Origin of the sequence: Enterococcus raffinosus (assembly GCF_018917525.1) — a bacterium.
Lineage (GTDB): Bacteria > Bacillota > Bacilli > Lactobacillales > Enterococcaceae > Enterococcus_A > Enterococcus_A raffinosus_A.
On the sequence record NZ_JAHLOS010000046.1, the window covers coordinates 17496 to 33576 of the forward strand.

A 16081-nucleotide genomic window follows, 5' to 3' on the forward strand; every position below is an offset into this window, starting at 1 on the left:
TGAATAAGGATTTCAGTTCCTCTTTTCGCAGTATTTTTGGCTGAGCCAGAAAAAACTAAGCGCAAGCAGTCAAAAGTAAAAGAAGTATAGAGGAATGACATACGGCATGAAAATGGGACTAATTTTTCTGCGAGAAAAATTAATCCATACGTATGAATAAGGATTTCAGTTCCTCTTTTCGCAGTATTTTTGGCTGAGCCAGAAAAACTAAGCGCAAGCAGTCAAAAAAGTAAAAGAAGTATAGAGGAATGACATACGGCATGAAAATGGGACTAATTTTTCTGCGAGAAAAATTAATCCATACGTATGAATAAGGAGTGGATTTATGAGTTCTGGAGAACATATCTTACGCAGCTTAATTCGGATTGTAGCGATCTTACTTGCAGGTGTTTTATTATTTATCATCGGCAGTATGATTGGTTATGGTGCAATGGGTGGCGGAAATCCATTTAAAGTGCTTATGCCAGATGTTTGGCGTCATATTTTAGAGTTCGTTCATTAGTATTCTAGATAAAAGCTGATTTTGATCATTCATAAGGGATTGCTCCAGATTTTTGGTGCGGTCTCTTTTTTTATGAAATTATCACGTGATGAGGATTACAGAATTATTGTTCATCATGAAGTTTAAATTTTGATGACCAACGAAGGACGTTTCTTGCTTTATTTTACAAGAACAGTAAAATGGTATCGAGCTGATTGATTACCAAGAATTATTTTGAGGTGTAGAAATGAATATTATTAGTAAAGGTTTAATTGGTTTGGTACATGGTTATCAACGGTTTATCTCACCGCTGACTCAGCCATCTTGTCGGTATTATCCAACATGCTCGAGCTACATGATTAAGGCAATACAGGTTCACGGAGCCTTCAAAGGGTTTTTGATGGGAATTTCACGGATTTTACGCTGTCATCCATTTGCGAAAGCCGGTTTTGATTATGTACCGACAACATTTTCCTTACGGAAGAACCTTATCGACCAAGAGGAACCAGATTATGAAAAACTACATAAAAGTTCTTAGAGACGAAAAATGATTTCAAATACTCAATGGAAAGAACGTTATCAGTATCTGTATCCAATTGAGAGAATGAAGAGCAAAATTGTTTATAGAGTTATTCTATAGATTAGAAAAAGACGCTTCATTTTTCTTCTTTTAACTGTAAATAGAGGTTTGTATTAGTAAAATCAAAAAATTTTCCCCTTTCACCCTGTCGCTGAAGTGGTTGATGAATAAGGCAGTAAGTAAATAAATATAGTTATTTTAAAGAAATCTCTTTAACCATTTATCAGTTAAAGGGATTTCTTTTTTTGTTATTTGATAGATTAGGTAAAGGGTTGTAAGCGCTATAAATTGTTTGAGTATTGCCGAATTATTAAAATATTCAGAAAATTTAATTGACAGTGAGAGAATTTTCCTATATATTCTTTATTATCTTAACGAATTATCATTATTTTATCAGGGGGTAACAGGATGAAAAAAAGAACAGTAGCTGTAATGGCAGCAGGATTGTTTTTGCTAGGTGCATGTGGGTCACCTAAAGCAAATGATGGTGGCGGTAGTGAAGACGCTAAGACAATCAAAATCGGTGGAAACTTTGAATTATCAGGTGCAGTTGCTGCTTATGGTGAAGCGGAAAATGAAGGTGTCAAATTAGCGGTCGAAGAAATCAACAAAGATGGCGGAATTGACGGCAAGAAAATCGAATACGTTTCAAAAGACAATAAGTCTGATAATAATGAAGCTGCTTCAGTAGCAGCCAACTTAACGACAAAAGATGAAGTAGTTGCAATCATCGGACCTGCTACCTCTGGTGCGACAAAAGCAACATTGCCAAACTTAACAAAAGCAAAAACTCCAGCAGTGACACCATCAGGAACTGATGATGCAATTACTGTTCAAAAAGGAAAAGTACAAGAGTATATTTTCCGTTCTTGCTTCCAAGATAGTTTCCAAGGAATTGTGTTGGCTAAATATGCAGATGAAAATTTAAAGGCCGATAAAGCCGTCATTTTAGGTGATAATTCAAGCGACTATGCAAATGGTTTGAAGAAGGCGTTTAAAGAAACCTACAAGGGTGAAATTGTTGCAGAGGAAAACTTTACTGCAGGAGATAAAGACTTCCAAGCAATGTTAACAAAAATCAAAGATAAAGATTTCAATGTCATTTACATTCCAGGATATTATACAGAAGCTGGCTTGATCATTAAACAAGCGCGTGAAATGGGAATTGAGCAACCAATCATTGGGGCAGACGGTTTTGGAGATGAAAAACTTGTTGAAACTGCTGGAGCAAGCAATGTCAAGAATGTTTACTACACTGGTCACTTCTCAACCAAAGCACCAGCAACAGACAAGGTTGAGCCGTTCGTGAAAGCTTTCGAGAAGAAATATAGCAAACAGCCATCTTCATTCAACGCGTTAGCTTATGATTCTGTTTATATGATTAAACAAGCAATTGAGGATGAAGGAAAAGCAACACCGGAAGCAATCAACAAAGGCTTAGCGAATTTGAAAGATTTCGAAGGTGTTACAGGAAAGATCACAATGGACAAAGAACATAATCCAGTAAAATCAGCGGTTGTTCTTGGTCTAACAGATGGAAAAGAAACTTCTGCTGAAACCGTAAATCCTTAATTACTCGGAAAAAGCAGGCAAGGGGGTGTGCCAATGGAATTTGGCACACTCCCTTTTAAGAATTAGGGCTATGAATCGTCCAAACTATTTTTGAAAAGTGATGTGATAAAAATGGAAGTATTTATTCAGCAAATCGTCAATGGGCTTTTTCTGGGTAGTGTTTATGCACTGATGGCATTAGGCTATACCATGGTTTATGGAATTATCAAATTGATCAACTTTGCCCATGGAGAGATTTATATGATCGGCTCGTTTATTGGCTATTTTCTGATCAATCAATTTAATATGGGGTTTTTCCCGGCTTTAGTTTTATCAATGGCAGGAAGCGCAATTTTAGGGGTAGTCATTGAATTCTTAGCCTATCGGCCATTAAGAAATTCAACACGAATTGCGGCATTGATTACAGCGATCGGTGTTTCGTATCTATTACAGAACACAATGATTTATTTTTTCAGTTCAACGACAAGACCGTTTCCACAGGTAATTAAAATGCAGGTCTTCAATATTGGTTTCTTACGGGTTACAAATATTCAATTATTGATTTTAGGCTTATCGCTATTCTTGATGATTACGTTGAACTTGATCGTTCAAAAAACCAAAATGGGAAAAGCCATGCGTGCGGTGAGTGTCGATACGGATGCGGCACAATTGATGGGGATTGATGTAAATCGAACCATCTCATTTACCTTTGCTTTGGGCTCAGCCTTAGCCGCAGCAGGCGGGATGATGATCGGTCTGTATTACAACTCGATTGATCCGATGATGGGCTACATCCCTGGACTTAAATCCTTTATCGCCGCAGTTTTAGGCGGAATCGGGATTATTCCAGGAGCGGCTATCGGCGGCTTTGTCATTGGTCTGATCGAAACAATCACGACAGCATTAGGTTTTTCTGATTTTAAAGATGCGGTGGTTTATGCTGTATTGATCTTAATTTTATTAGTTCGTCCAGCCGGTATTTTAGGCAAACATGTGAAAGAGAAAGTGTAGGTGAGTCAAATGAAAAAGAATTTGAAATATAATTTAATTTGGCTAGCCTTGATCGTAATTGGGTATGCAGTATTGTACATTGCTTATTCAGCTGGGATGGTCAATCTATTCTTAGACAATATTTTAGTACAAATTGGAATCAACGTAATCTTAGCAGTAGGCTTGAATTTGATCATCGGATTTTCCGGTCAGTTTTCATTAGGACATGCTGGGTTTATGGCGATCGGCGCTTATGCGGCCGCCCTTATTTCGATGAATACCCCAACGTATGGTGGTTTTTTCTTAGGGATGGCAGTCGGTGTTCTTATAGCAGGAATCGTCGCTGTAGGAGTGGGTATTCCAACTCTGCGTTTAAGCGGTGACTATTTAGCTATTGCTACGCTGGGTGTGGCAGAGATCATTCGTATCCTCTTAATCAACTTTAAAGAGATTACCAACGGGCCTTCTGGTTTGTTTGGGATCGAGCCTTTTGTCGACTGGCAAATGGTTTATGGGTTTATGGCGATTACCACCCTGTTTATTGTTAACTATATTCGTTCAGGCGCTGGCCGTGCGACAATGGCGATTCGTGAAGATGAGATCGCCGCAGAAGCGATGGGCGTTAATACAACGAAATATAAAGTTATGGCCTTTACCTTTGGTGCCATGACTGCCAGTATTGCTGGTTCACTATATGCAGGCTATTTACAGTCAATCGCTCCGAAAGACTTTGCGTTTACTAAATCAGTCGATATTTTGATTCTGGTCGTACTGGGAGGAATCGGTAGTGTGACGGGAACCTTTATCGCGGCGATTCTATTAGGGATCATCAATATGTATCTTCAGGATTTCGGAACATTGCGGATGATCATTTACGCATTGGCATTGATCATCTTAATGATCTTTAAGCCAGGTGGATTACTAGGCACAAAAGAGCTATCTGTGAAGAAAATTTTAACTAAGTTTAAAAAAGGAGATGACCAAAATGCCTCTGTTGGAAATTAAAGATTTAACCAAAAACTTTGGCGGTTTGGCGGCGGTCTCCAATGTCAATATCGCATTAGAAGAGAATCAATTAGTAGGTCTGATTGGCCCAAATGGTGCAGGGAAAACGACTTTATTTAATCTGATCACTGGCGTTTATGACCCAAGTGAAGGGGATGTACTATTGAAGGTTGATGGGAAGAGCCATCGCTTGAATGGTCAAAAACCCTATGCAATCGCCGATTTAGGTTTAAGTCGGACTTTTCAAAATATTCGTTTGTTTAAAGATCTGACTGTTTTGGATAATGTCTTGATTGCTATGAACAGTAAAAATAAAGAAGGCTTTTTCTCAAGTGTCTTAAGATTGCCCTCTTTCTATAATAAGGAAGAAAAATTAAAAGAAGAAGCGCTGAAATTATTAACGATTTTTGATTTGCAGGATAAAGCAGAGAATCTAGCTCGCAACTTGCCCTATGGAGAACAGCGTCGCTTAGAAATTGTCCGAGCGCTTGCAACGAAACCGAAGATTCTTTTCTTGGATGAGCCGGCAGCAGGGATGAATCCGCAAGAGACTGCGGCCCTGACTTTGCTGATTCGCAAGATCCAAAAGGAATTTCAAATTACAATTTTATTGATCGAACATGATATGAGTTTGGTTATGGATGTTTGTGAACGAATCTATGTGTTAGAATACGGTCGTATTTTGGCTGAAGGCGTGCCAGAAGAAATCAAAAATAATCCAGAAGTGATCAAAGCCTATCTTGGAGGTGAGCTATAATGCTGAAAATTGAAAATCTTTCGGTGCATTACGGCATGATCCAAGCAGTGCGTGATGTTAGCTTTGAAGTCAATCAAGGAGAGATTGTTTCGTTGATCGGGGCAAATGGTGCAGGAAAAACGACGATTTTACGTACGATTTCTGGACTAAACCAACCTTCGAAAGGAACAATTACGTTTGAAGGGACACCGATTCAAAAGAAAGCGCCAAGAAAGATCGTGGCACAAGGCATCTCTCAAGTACCTGAAGGCAGACACGTTTTTCCTGGTTTGACTGTTTTAGAAAATTTAGAGATGGGCGCTTATTTACGAAAAGACGGCGAAATTCAAAAGGACTATGAACACGTCTATGAGAAATTTCCGATTTTGAAGGAACGATTGAATCAGGACGCTTCCACGCTATCTGGAGGGGAACAGCAAATGTTAGCGATGGGGCGTGCTCTAATGTCTAAACCACGTCTACTGCTGTTGGATGAGCCTTCAATGGGACTAGCACCTATTTTCATTCAAGAAATTTTTAATATCATTCAAGAGATTCAAAAACAAGGAACGACTGTTTTATTGATTGAACAAAACGCTAAGATGGCTCTGTCAATCGCTGATCGTGGCTATGTATTAGAGACCGGAAAAGTGGTCTTATCAGGAACGGGGCAAGAATTGCTAGAAAGTGAAGAAGTGAAGAAAGCTTATCTAGGAGGGTAAAACATGAGTGTAAAAGATTTTATGACAGAAGACTTAGTAACGGTCACATCGAAAACCAAAATTTTTGATGCCGTTGATTTGATGAAAAAATATGATATTCACCGCTTGCCAGTTATTGATAACGATAAATTGGTCGGATTGATCACCGAAGGAACGATCCAAGAAGCGTTACCGTCAAAAGCAACTAGCCTGAGCGTTCATGAGGTGAATTATTTATTAAATAAAACAGTTGTCGCGGATGTAATGATCAAGGATGTTAAAACCGTCGCTCCAGATGCGGAATTAGAAGACGGTATCTATCTGATGCGTCAAAATAAAATCAACGTATTACCAGTGTTGGAGAATGAAAAGCTGGTCGGGATCATCACCAACAATGATATTTTTGATGCTTTCTTAAAATTGACTGGCTATTATGAAGGCGGGACACGCGTTCAGTTGAAAATCCTAGAAGATAAAAAAGGGGTTTTAGCCAGAGTAACGAAAATTTTAGCAGACAATGACTTTAGTATTCTCACTATTATTGTCGATCATCAGACAAGCGCAACGATCGTTGAAATTCAATTAGCCAGCAAGGAAACAGAAAAGATCAAACAACTTCTGACCGATAATGGGTACGAAGTATTGCGGGCAGCGATTACTCAACCATAATTTTAGGACAGCTGAGAGATCAGTTGTCCTTTTCTTTTGTTGTATGATAAACTATTCAAGACGGAGGGAAAGTTATGTCTAAAAAGAACAAAGATATCCAAGTTCAAGTCAAAGAAGAAGAACGTTTGATTAATGGGGAAAAACAAACCGTTACTCAACTAGTGATTGGGAAAAAAACGATTGGCGAAGTCGTTCCTGAAAACAAAAATTTTCAAGCCTATAATGATGGGCATCTATTGGGGAATTTCAAGACATTAGATGATGGAATTGAAGCCCTAATTCGCAACTGGAATTTACATGAATAATTTTTGAAAAAATACTTGCATTTTTTTTGAAGATTAGGTATTATAACTGAGTCGGGTTTTTAAATAATAAAAAACCTAGCTGGAGGAGTAGCGAAGTGGCTAAACGCGACGGACTGTAAATCCGTTCCTTAGGGTTCAGTGGTTCGAATCCACTCTCCTCCACCATTGGGGTATAGCCAAGCGGTAAGGCAAGGGACTTTGACTCCCTCATGCGTTGGTTCGAATCCAGCTACCCCAGTAGTCAAGTGAGTTGCAGATGCAACTCGCTTTTTTTTGCGTTTTTATATAACAAAAAGAGTAAAAGAATCGATGGTGTCCATCGGTTCTTTTACTCATCAATGTTCCATCGTCTTTCGTCGAACCTTTTGAATACCCAAAAAGCACGCAAGGCAGAATAAGAAGACTAAAAACAGTACAAAGGACAATGTAGCATAAGGAAATAGCGAAGAATTGGCAACTGATAAAAAGGGATTGATAATTATTTGACGAATAGCGGCAGGAACATGCTGCTGCATCTCTGTCAACGCTTGAGAGACTTCTGGAAGATTACTATGTTCAGGCAGAACACTTGTGTAAGTTCCAAGTGCCTTATTGCCAATAGCGAGATAGCCTATCGCAAAATTTCCTAAACTAAACCCACCTACGGCCAAGTTTCCTAAAGCGAGTAATCCGAGAGCAAGATTTCCCAATGCAATTAGTCCCAATGCAAGATTTCCTGCAGCAAAAAGTCCGAGTGATAATAAACCAGCGGAAAAAACACCTAGCGAGAATAGTCCAATTGAAATGATCCCTTTAGAAAAGATTCCTAATGAAAAAAATCCTGAAGAGAAAAAGCCAATACTGACAATTCCATGTGCAGTTGGGATCAATTGCTTCTTATGTCGTAACGTACTGAGTGCGAATTGGCGATTGTGCCACAATAGCTCTGAAAGATTTGGAATAACGATGTGTAGTAAAGGCAGTGTAAATAAAAGTGTGGTTGATCGATATTCAAAATAGAGCTCCGGCTCTCGTTCGTTTAACAGATTGTCTAACGAAAGATCCAACAATTGTGCAATGCGTTTTAATGTAGCGATATCAGGGTACCCAGCCCCGCGTTCCCATTTGGAAACCGTTCGATCAGATACATATAAAATATTGGCTAATTGTTTTTGTGTGAGTTCATTTCGTTGCCGATAGTTTCTTAATTGTTTCCCTAAAAAATTTCCCATTTCTTTTCCTCTTTCTGATTGATAATTTAAGCATAGCTGATTATCAGACAAATGGGTATAAAATCCGCTGAAAAAGTGATTCTACTTTGCGTAGAATCTTGATAAATCAAGCTTTTTCAAAAATTTAACTGAATAAAGAGCTCTCACTTGAAGCTAGTTACGATATACGCTACCATTTATATAGTAGGAAAAAAGTGGCCGTTTGGTAGATGAAATGTGGTAACGAGATCGTAGTAGTAACGATCATTTTTCTAAAAATTGACTGCTATTTACTAAGCTATTTTATGAATCTGAAAGGAGTCTGTAATCATGAGTAAAGTTGAAGAAGTGAAAGAAATGTTGACAGATACAGTGGCAAAAATTTACAGTACAATCAAGGATAGTTCATTTGAAGTAACCAAAGAAAAAGGACAAATTCCTCATGTGCGCACGGTTCGTCCGACCCGCCACACGATTAAATGGAAAGCCAAAAATCATTAATAATCAGAGAAGGAGCTGACCTAAAAGTCTTTTAGACTTTCGGATCAGCTCCTTCTTATTTCTTGACCACTGATGAGTCTAATGGTCTATTTCAATGCCTAAAATAGTCAGGTGTCCGTTACCGACTAATTTGATAACTAGTTTTGAAAGGCTGTCGGCACTCATAGTCGTATCGCTTGTAATCCACCAATGCAAGGTGCCCACGAAAATCGAAGTCATGTACTCGATGATAAAATCTAAAGGAACTTCAATATCATTCTCCGTAATTTTTAAACGCTTGAAGACATGGGAATATTTCTCGTTGAGGATATCTGCGACTTTTTTTCGCAGAATTTCGTTCCCTGAGGCGTCCATGATCGTTAAGAAGAATTTTCGGTTCGCTTGAATTTGTTCATAAATATTTTTTAACACCATTTCAATTTTTCGAACCTTCAAACGGTTTCCTTGAACGATCTGATCGGGATCAAGTACAGCCGTAAAGGCATCGATTGCTTGTTTAAAGATTTGATCATAGAGATCTTGTTTATCTTTAAAGTGTGCATAAAAGGTAGCTCGATTGATCATCGCTTCATCCGCAATTTCTTGAATGGTGATATTGTCGTACCCTTTTGCTTCTACTAAACGAATAAATGCTTCCATAATCATTTTATTGGTTCGTTTAACCCGGAGGTCGATTTTTTTAGTCATAATAAAATCCTTTCATTTTACAACAAATTCTCTAAGATTGTTGCTTATCACACGGATGAACTGGTTTTGGGTATTGCATAACGTTCAAAATGTTTTTAGAATATACGTGAGTAGTATAACAAACACTTTGTAAGTTAATCAACATGTGTTGTTAAAAATGGAAGGTAGGAATAATTATGACATTACGAGCGGGGATTGATGTTGGCTCTACAACCGTCAAGTTGGTCATTTTGAATGAACAAAACGAAAGCTTATTTTCGAAGTATGAACGTCACTTTTCAGATGTGAAAACTGCCACAGAACGTGTGTTGCGAGAAGCCGAATCAATCATCGATAATCAAGAAATGTCGATGAGCATTACCGGGTCCGGCGGGATGGGTCTAGCAGATGTTTTAGAGATTCCGTTTGTCCAAGAGGTTATCGCGTGTACTCGTACCGTTGAGGAAATTATTCCTGAAACCGACGTAGCCATTGAGTTAGGTGGAGAAGACGCTAAGATCACGTTTTTTGAAGGCGCATTGGAACAACGTATGAATGGGAGTTGTGCGGGTGGTACGGGAGCATTCATTGACCAAATGGCTGTTTTATTGAAGACGGATGCAAATGGAGTCAATGAACTGGCTAAAAATTACAAAACGATTTATCCGATTGCTTCACGCTGTGGGGTTTTCGCTAAGACAGATGTACAGCCGCTTATTAATGAAGGAGCGGCAAAAGAAGATATTGCTGCGAGTATTTTTCAAGCAGTCGTTAATCAAACAATCGCTGGCTTAGCAGCTGGTCGTAAAATAAAAGGAAACATTGCTTTTCTAGGTGGACCGCTATTCTTCATGTCTGAATTGCGTCAACGATTTATCGAAACGTTAAATATCGCGCCGGAAAATGTCATCTTTCCTGAAAATCCTCAACTCTTTGTAGCGATGGGGGCGGCTTTTTATTCAGAGGAAGCAGAAGTAACCACGTTGAAAGAATTGCTGCATCGTCTAACGACAGCCGAAGAGGGACACCTGTCTCCATCAGATACGTTAGAGCCATTATTTGAGGGAGAAGCCGATCTAGCAGACTTTCGAATGCGTCACGGACAAGCACAAGCACAAGAAAAGAGCTTGTCTGATCATGAAGGAGTGGCCTTTTTAGGAATTGATGCTGGATCAACCACGACCAAAGTTGCTTTGATCGATGATAGCGGTAATTTAATGTATTCCTTTTATGGGAATAACCAAGGACAACCTTTGGAAACAACGATGACTGTGCTGAAGGACTTATATAGAAAATTGCCTGAAAATGTCTTTATCGGGAAGGCGGCAGTGACGGGATACGGGGAGCAATTGATTAAAAACGCGTTGAAAATCGATATTGGTGAAGTGGAAACCATGGCCCATTATAAAGCGGCCAACCATTTTCAACCAGGGGTTGATTTCATCTTGGACATTGGCGGACAGGACATGAAGGCGATGACGATCAAGGATGGCGCGTTGTCTTCCATTCAATTGAATGAAGCTTGTTCGTCAGGCTGTGGTTCGTTTATCGAAACATTTGCCAAATCATTGAATTACAATGTTGAGGATTTTGCGAAAGCGGCGCTGAAATCGCAGGCTCCTGTTGATTTAGGCTCACGTTGTACCGTATTTATGAACTCTAAAGTAAAACAAGTTCAAAAAGAAGGTGCCTCAGTCGGGGATATTTCTGCGGGCTTGTCCTACTCTGTAATTAAAAATGCGATTTATAAAGTTATTAAGGTTCGTCGCCCAGAAGAGCTTGGCGAAAAAATCGTCTGTCAGGGTGGAACATTCTACAATGAAGCTGTCTTGCGGGCTTTTGAAATGGTCACCGGCCGTGAGGTTGTTCGACCATCGATCGCTGGCCTAATGGGAGCTTTTGGCGCAGCCTTGATTGCTTTAGAAAATTACGAAGCTGGTGAAGAAACGGAGACGCTATCTTTAGCAGAAATTGATAACTTCACCGCTGAAAAAGAATTTACCCACTGCGGTTTATGTGAAAATAATTGTATGATGACAGTCACGTTGTTCTCAGATGGCCGTCAATTTATTACCGGAAATCGTTGCGAACGCGGTGCACGAATCAAGATTAAGCGGGAAGATAAGAAAGTCAATCTAATCGATTATAAATATCGTCGTTTGTTCAAGTATCGTCCATTACGTAAAAAGGAAGCGGTTCGTGGTGAAATTGGTATCCCACGCGTTTTGAATATGTATGAAAATTATCCATTATGGCATACTTTTTTCAGTGATTTAGGTTTCCGAGTGACATTATCACCCCGGTCTAACAAAGAATTATATGAACAAGGAATGGAAACAATTCCAAGTGATACGGCTTGCTATCCGGCAAAAATCGCTCACGGACACATTCAAGCTTTGATTGATAGTGGCGTACCGATGATTTTCTATCCGGGCGTGGTATTTGAACGAGAAGAGTCAAAAGAAGCAGATAATCATTTTAACTGTCCGATCGTTCAAAGCTATCCCGATGTTATCCGCAACAATGTCGATGATATTCGTGAAGGAAAAGTGGATTATCGTAATCCATATTTGAATTTAGGCAATGAGGCTTCGGTCGCCAAAGTTTTGGGACGCTGTTTCCAAGATTTGGGGATTACTCAAACAGAAATTGATCAAGCCTTGCATCATGCTTATGAAGAATTAGAGAACTTTAAAGAAGATATTCGTCAAAAAGGGGAAGAAACGCTCCTGATGCTCAATCAAAAAGGGGAACGTGGGGTAGTTCTTTCTGGACGTCCGTATCATTTGGACCCTGAGATCAATCATGGGATCGCTGAAGTGATTACCCAAGAAGGCTTCCATGTGTTAACGGAAGATAGTGTGTCTCATTTGAGTGATGTCGGCAACCTTCGGGTAGTTAATCAGTGGGTCTATCATTCTCGCTTGTATGCAGCGGCACGTGTCGTAGCAAAATCGAAAAATTTAGAGCTAGTACAATTAAATTCATTTGGTTGCGGGCTTGACGCGGTAACCACGGACCAAGTTGAAGAAATCATGGATCAGTATGGCAAGATTTATACCGTCTTGAAAATTGATGAAGGTTCGAATCTGGGAGCTATCAGAATTCGTTTGCGTTCATTAAAAGCAGCTGTCAACGAACGAGATAAATCGAATTTCGAACCAACGAAACGCTTCGAAGAGCCAGAAAAAATTGTCTTCACGAAAGAAATGCGTAAGAAACATACCCTATTATTACCAATGCTCAGTCCAATCCATCAATCAGGACTGTTTGACATCGCGTTGGAGGCTTCGGGCTATAATGTCGTTTGCTTGCCAGCGATGGATCGTGAAGCCATCAATGTCGGGTTGAAGTTCGTTAACAATGATTCCTGTTACCCAGCGATCATTTCAATCGGTCAATTAGTCGAAGCGCTGCAAAGTGGTGAATACGATGTAAACAATACGAGTGTGATGATGAGCCAAACCGGTGGTGGGTGTCGTGCGACGAACTACATCCCGTTATTGCGAAAAGCATTAAATGATGCTGGCTTCCCACAGGTCCCAGTTGTCTCTGTTTCTCTTGGGAATAAAGGGGTAGAAAGCAATCCCGGTTTCAAATTTACACTGCCAATGTTAAAACGGATCGTTGTGGCGATTTTATATGGTGATTTATTTGAACGTGTGGTTTATCGAACACGTCCATATGAATTGGAAAAAGGACAGATCGATGCGCTGCATGAGGAATGGTTGAAAAAAGTCGAAGGAAATGTTCGAAACGGCTCATTGACGCAGTTCAATCGTAATATGAAAAAAATCATTAAGGATTTTGATACGGTTCCAATCTCTAATGAGGTTAAACCAAAAGTTGGTGTTGTAGGCGAAATCCTAGTGAAATATTCACCAACAGCGAATAATGATATCGTTCGATTGCTCGAAGCAGAAGGTGCTGAGGCAGTTGTTCCAGACTTAATTGGGTTTATGAACTATTCTCTATATAATCAAATTTGGAAATACGACAATATGGGAATGCCGAAGAAGAATAAAAATCTGGCAGAAATGGCAATCAAATTGATTGAAGTCGTAGAAAAACCGATGGACAAAGCCTTACGTGCTTCGGAACGTTTCACCGGGATTCATTCGATCTATCAATTGGCGGAAGATGCCAGCAAGATTCTTTCCATTGGTAATCATACCGGTGAAGGCTGGTTCTTAACAGGTGAGATGATTGATCTGTTGAAAACAGGGGTAAACAATATTGTTTGTATGCAACCGTTTGGCTGCTTACCGAACCATGTCGTGGGAAAAGGCGTTATTAAAGAATTACGTCATCAATATCCAAAATCAAATATTGCCGCGATCGATTACGATCCAGGGGTTTCAATCGTAAACCAATTAAATCGGATTCGTTTAATGATGGCAACGGCCAACAAACAATTAAAAGAAGAAGTTAAAAGTTAATGGAAAGAGTAGACCAATTAAATCTGGTCTACTCTTTTTGCGAGCTTTTCTTTGTGCTTCAGCAGGATTGGAAAAAACGTTCGGCTACGAAACTAAGTTTATTTTTTCCTATCTTGGGAAAAATAGCTTCTATCCAAAGAGTTAGCTGTAATCGGCAATTCTGTTGATAAGAATAGATTAAATTAAGCTTACAAATGCTCAATAAAAGCTCTCTATTCTTTTGGGAATTCTAAAAACAGCCTAAAAATGATCCATAGAATAAGGGGAGGCAAATGTAAGATAAAAAGGATTATTGTTGTACATTAGGTATATACCAGTTATAATAAGAGTAGAAAATTTGAACGGGGTGATGGACATGGCGAATCAAGTGCCAGTTTATATTCAAATACATGATCAGCTAAAACATGAAATTGAAAACGGTGTATGGAAGGTGGGGGCGCGTTTACCTTCTGAACGGGAGTTATCGTTAAGATTTGGCGTCAGTCGAATGACTCTTCGTCAGGCGATCCAAACGCTTTCTGATGAGGGGATTTTGGAACGGAAGATCGGCTCAGGAACTTATGTAGCAAGTCGAAAGGTCCAAGAAAAAATGACTGGGACAACGAGTTTCACTGATATTATGGAGTCTCAAGGGAAAACGCCTTCTAGCAAAACCATTTCTTTCTTCCACTCGCGAGCAAGCTCCAGCGAAGCAGAAAAATTAGGTTTAGAAAAAGGCGAACAAGTTTTACGAATGGAACGGATTCGCTACGCGGACGACTTGCCAATTTGTTTTGAAGTTGCGAGTATTCCTGCTAAATTAATTGAAGGCTTCAGTAAAGAAGAAATCACAGAATCGTTTTACCACAGTCTACAAGAAAAAGGCTTTGAAATCGGACGCGCCAATCAGACAGTTTCGGCAACACTAGCTTCGGAACAAATCGCTGAATATTTGGCGGTGAAACGTGGAGATGCGATTCTAAGATTGCGGCAGGTGTCCTATTTGGCTGATGAGCATCCCTTCGAGTATGTCCGTACTCAGTATGTCGGCAGTCGCTTTGAATTCTATTTAGAAAAATAATCCAAGCGACTAGGCCTCTTGGATCAATTGTTCATGATAAGTCACTTCGCCAGTAGTAAAGCTCACTTGACCATTCAGCAAATCAGTAACCTGAGCTTCGAAATCATCAACTTGATTCTCATCTACCATGCAAGTGACAACCACTCGATCGGTGAATTGAGTATCTTTGACAGCAAGATTCTCGCTGGCAATAAAATTCTCCATCTTTCCCCAATTCGGGTAGTCAAGCTGGACGAAGACTTCTTGCTGTAGCCTGCCCTCAACAATTCCTGTATGGACAATTGCCTGAGCAACAGAGCCGGAATATGCACGGATCAATCCGCCAGCACCAAGCTTTGTTCCGCCAAAATAGCGGGTGACAACGGCACAGATATTGATTAAGTCATTTTTTTTCAATACTTCTAGCATGGGGACGCCGGCAGTTCCGCTGGGTTCCCCATCGTCTGAAGAACGCTGGATCTCATGATGATCACCTAGAACAAAGGCACTGCAATTATGATTTGCCTTCCAATGTTCCTTTTTTATTTGTTGAATAAAATCCTTTGCTTCTTCTTCAGAGTCAATGCGTTTTAAGAAGCAAATAAATCTCGATTTTTTAATCTCTATTTCGTGTTGGTTGTCTTCTTTGATGGTTCGATATTTTTGCAGCATGTTTTTGCCTCACTTTAGTTTTCTCTATTCTAGTATAGAAGAAAAGCAGGAGGGGTTTCAACTAAAGGCTGCTTTGTCTGTATGATTTTTGTTTGAAGGTGAGGGATGAGCATGACACGTGCAAAAAAATATGACAGCATTACTCATTATTTAAAAAATAATAATGGCTCCCAAGTCACGTTGACCTTTACACAATTTGACGAGCTGTTATTTCCTCGCAGCGGATTGCCTCAAACCGCGCGCCAAGATTCAGATTGGTGGGCGAATGATTATCGTCATCCGGAAAAAGGTGCCTACGGTTGGTTAAATGCGAATTACGAAGTGGTTCAGGTAAATCTCGACAAGGAATACGTGGTTTTTAATAAATTAGTAAAATCAAGTTGGTTAATTTAACTTTTTGTGAAAAACAGCCAGATAAAAAGTGCGGCAAGTAATTGCAATGTCATTAACTTAAGCATATTGACAAATAATCCGTAGTACTGGTGGAAGAATTGTTCTTCTCCAGTGCTACGGATTTGTCTTTTATTCGCTCGATGGCACGTCTAAATAAGCGATT

General features: G+C 39.6%; 16 protein-coding genes and 2 tRNA genes. 15 read left to right on the forward strand and 3 right to left on the reverse strand.

Annotated elements, in window-relative coordinates; all coding sequences use genetic code 11:
- Nucleotides 1–325: 325 nt before the first annotated feature.
- The 11 genes from KQI58_RS19605 to KQI58_RS19655 all read left to right on the forward strand — a co-directional run bounded on the left by KQI58_RS19605 (nucleotide 326) and on the right by KQI58_RS19655 (nucleotide 7256).
- Nucleotides 326–502, forward strand: a complete 177-nt coding sequence (locus KQI58_RS19605) for a DNA-directed RNA polymerase subunit beta (RefSeq protein WP_216410653.1) — start codon at nucleotides 326–328, stop codon at nucleotides 500–502.
- 226 nt (nucleotides 503–728) lie between these two features.
- Entirely contained in the window at nucleotides 729–1019 is a 291-nt protein-coding gene (gene yidD / locus KQI58_RS19610) for a membrane protein insertion efficiency factor YidD (RefSeq protein ID WP_253296046.1), read from the forward strand.
- A gap of 450 nt (nucleotides 1020–1469) precedes the next feature.
- On the forward strand, nucleotides 1470–2633 hold the full coding sequence (locus KQI58_RS19615; RefSeq protein WP_216410654.1) for an ABC transporter substrate-binding protein: 1164 nt from the start codon (nucleotides 1470–1472) through the stop codon (nucleotides 2631–2633).
- Between the two features lie 111 nt (nucleotides 2634–2744).
- Entirely contained in the window at nucleotides 2745–3623 is an 879-nt protein-coding gene (locus KQI58_RS19620; protein WP_216410655.1) for a branched-chain amino acid ABC transporter permease, read from the forward strand.
- 9 nt (nucleotides 3624–3632) lie between these two features.
- Nucleotides 3633–4607 (forward strand): branched-chain amino acid ABC transporter permease, encoded by a 975-nt coding sequence (locus KQI58_RS19625; protein ID WP_216410656.1) that lies wholly within the window; start codon nucleotides 3633–3635, stop codon nucleotides 4605–4607.
- Nucleotides 4588–5364 carry an ABC transporter ATP-binding protein gene (locus KQI58_RS19630; RefSeq protein WP_216410657.1) on the forward strand — a complete coding sequence of 259 codons (777 nt, stop codon included), beginning with the start codon at nucleotides 4588–4590 and terminating at the stop codon, nucleotides 5362–5364. The genes KQI58_RS19625 and KQI58_RS19630 overlap by 20 nt, the downstream gene beginning before the upstream one ends.
- Nucleotides 5364–6065, forward strand: a complete 702-nt coding sequence (locus KQI58_RS19635; RefSeq protein ID WP_216410658.1) for an ABC transporter ATP-binding protein — start codon at nucleotides 5364–5366, stop codon at nucleotides 6063–6065. Before KQI58_RS19630 ends, KQI58_RS19635 begins: the two co-directional genes overlap by 1 nt.
- A gap of 3 nt (nucleotides 6066–6068) precedes the next feature.
- Nucleotides 6069–6713 (forward strand): CBS and ACT domain-containing protein, encoded by a 645-nt coding sequence (locus KQI58_RS19640; RefSeq protein ID WP_216410659.1) that lies wholly within the window; start codon nucleotides 6069–6071, stop codon nucleotides 6711–6713.
- A 74-nt stretch (nucleotides 6714–6787) separates the two neighbouring features.
- Nucleotides 6788–7018 (forward strand): DUF2969 domain-containing protein, encoded by a 231-nt coding sequence (locus tag KQI58_RS19645; RefSeq protein WP_216410660.1) that lies wholly within the window; start codon nucleotides 6788–6790, stop codon nucleotides 7016–7018.
- Nucleotides 7019–7099: 81 nt separating this feature from the next.
- Nucleotides 7100–7183 (forward strand) — tRNA-Tyr (locus tag KQI58_RS19650).
- Nucleotide 7184: 1 nt separating this feature from the next.
- A tRNA-Gln gene (locus KQI58_RS19655) sits at nucleotides 7185–7256 on the forward strand.
- A 97-nt stretch (nucleotides 7257–7353) separates the two neighbouring features.
- Here KQI58_RS19655 and KQI58_RS19660 read toward each other — a convergent pair.
- On the reverse strand, nucleotides 7354–8229 hold the full coding sequence (locus KQI58_RS19660) for a helix-turn-helix domain-containing protein (protein ID WP_216410661.1): 876 nt from the start codon (nucleotides 8227–8229) through the stop codon (nucleotides 7354–7356).
- 309 nt (nucleotides 8230–8538) lie between these two features.
- Between KQI58_RS19660 and KQI58_RS19665 the strand changes: the two genes are divergently transcribed.
- Nucleotides 8539–8709 carry a hypothetical protein gene (locus KQI58_RS19665; RefSeq protein ID WP_216410662.1) on the forward strand — a complete coding sequence of 57 codons (171 nt, stop codon included), beginning with the start codon at nucleotides 8539–8541 and terminating at the stop codon, nucleotides 8707–8709.
- A gap of 78 nt (nucleotides 8710–8787) precedes the next feature.
- Here KQI58_RS19665 and KQI58_RS19670 read toward each other — a convergent pair whose 3' ends face one another.
- The gene (locus KQI58_RS19670; RefSeq protein WP_216410663.1) at nucleotides 8788–9396 is read right to left on the reverse strand and encodes a TetR/AcrR family transcriptional regulator; all 609 of its coding nucleotides are present in this window, start codon (nucleotides 9394–9396) and stop codon (nucleotides 8788–8790) included.
- A 176-nt stretch (nucleotides 9397–9572) separates the two neighbouring features.
- Here KQI58_RS19670 and KQI58_RS19675 point away from each other — a divergent pair, with 176 nt between their 5' ends.
- Together KQI58_RS19675 and KQI58_RS19680 are read left to right on the forward strand one after the other, a co-directional pair.
- On the forward strand, nucleotides 9573–13814 hold the full coding sequence (locus KQI58_RS19675) for a 2-hydroxyacyl-CoA dehydratase (protein ID WP_216410664.1): 4242 nt from the start codon (nucleotides 9573–9575) through the stop codon (nucleotides 13812–13814).
- Between the two features lie 355 nt (nucleotides 13815–14169).
- Nucleotides 14170–14874, forward strand: a complete 705-nt coding sequence (locus KQI58_RS19680) for a GntR family transcriptional regulator (RefSeq protein WP_216410665.1) — start codon at nucleotides 14170–14172, stop codon at nucleotides 14872–14874.
- Between the two features lie 9 nt (nucleotides 14875–14883).
- On the opposite strand, the gene KQI58_RS19685 is transcribed toward KQI58_RS19680, so the two are convergent.
- Nucleotides 14884–15525, reverse strand: coding sequence for a YigZ family protein (locus tag KQI58_RS19685; RefSeq protein WP_216410666.1), 642 nt, complete (start codon nucleotides 15523–15525; stop codon nucleotides 14884–14886).
- 105 nt (nucleotides 15526–15630) lie between these two features.
- On the opposite strand from KQI58_RS19685, the gene KQI58_RS19690 reads away from it, so the two are divergent.
- A complete protein-coding gene (locus KQI58_RS19690; protein ID WP_216410667.1) occupies nucleotides 15631–15918 on the forward strand; it encodes a DUF7662 domain-containing protein in 288 nt (95 codons plus the stop codon).
- The last annotated feature ends 163 nt before the right edge of the window (nucleotides 15919–16081 follow it).

Excerpts from the sequence above, each read along its gene's own strand:
- KQI58_RS19640 (WP_216410659.1), top strand. The coding sequence starts at position 6,069 with ATGAGTGTAAAAGATTTTATGACAGAAGACTTAGTAACGGTCACATCG.
- KQI58_RS19625 (WP_216410656.1), top strand. The coding sequence starts at position 3,633 with ATGAAAAAGAATTTGAAATATAATTTAATTTGGCTAGCCTTGATCGTA.
- KQI58_RS19615 (WP_216410654.1), top strand. The coding sequence starts at position 1,470 with ATGAAAAAAAGAACAGTAGCTGTAATGGCAGCAGGATTGTTTTTGCTA.
- KQI58_RS19635 (WP_216410658.1), top strand. The coding sequence starts at position 5,364 with ATGCTGAAAATTGAAAATCTTTCGGTGCATTACGGCATGATCCAAGCA.
- KQI58_RS19645 (WP_216410660.1), top strand. The coding sequence starts at position 6,788 with ATGTCTAAAAAGAACAAAGATATCCAAGTTCAAGTCAAAGAAGAAGAA.
- KQI58_RS19685 (WP_216410666.1), bottom strand. The coding sequence starts at position 15,525 with ATGCTGCAAAAATATCGAACCATCAAAGAAGACAACCAACACGAAATA.
- KQI58_RS19665 (WP_216410662.1), top strand. The coding sequence starts at position 8,539 with ATGAGTAAAGTTGAAGAAGTGAAAGAAATGTTGACAGATACAGTGGCA.
- KQI58_RS19670 (WP_216410663.1), bottom strand. The coding sequence starts at position 9,396 with ATGACTAAAAAAATCGACCTCCGGGTTAAACGAACCAATAAAATGATT.
- yidD (WP_253296046.1), top strand. The coding sequence starts at position 729 with ATGAATATTATTAGTAAAGGTTTAATTGGTTTGGTACATGGTTATCAA.
- KQI58_RS19660 (WP_216410661.1), bottom strand. The coding sequence starts at position 8,229 with ATGGGAAATTTTTTAGGGAAACAATTAAGAAACTATCGGCAACGAAAT.
- KQI58_RS19680 (WP_216410665.1), top strand. The coding sequence starts at position 14,170 with ATGGCGAATCAAGTGCCAGTTTATATTCAAATACATGATCAGCTAAAA.
- KQI58_RS19675 (WP_216410664.1), top strand. The coding sequence starts at position 9,573 with ATGACATTACGAGCGGGGATTGATGTTGGCTCTACAACCGTCAAGTTG.
- KQI58_RS19630 (WP_216410657.1), top strand. The coding sequence starts at position 4,588 with ATGCCTCTGTTGGAAATTAAAGATTTAACCAAAAACTTTGGCGGTTTG.
- KQI58_RS19690 (WP_216410667.1), top strand. The coding sequence starts at position 15,631 with ATGAGCATGACACGTGCAAAAAAATATGACAGCATTACTCATTATTTA.
- KQI58_RS19605 (WP_216410653.1), top strand. The coding sequence starts at position 326 with ATGAGTTCTGGAGAACATATCTTACGCAGCTTAATTCGGATTGTAGCG.
- KQI58_RS19620 (WP_216410655.1), top strand. The coding sequence starts at position 2,745 with ATGGAAGTATTTATTCAGCAAATCGTCAATGGGCTTTTTCTGGGTAGT.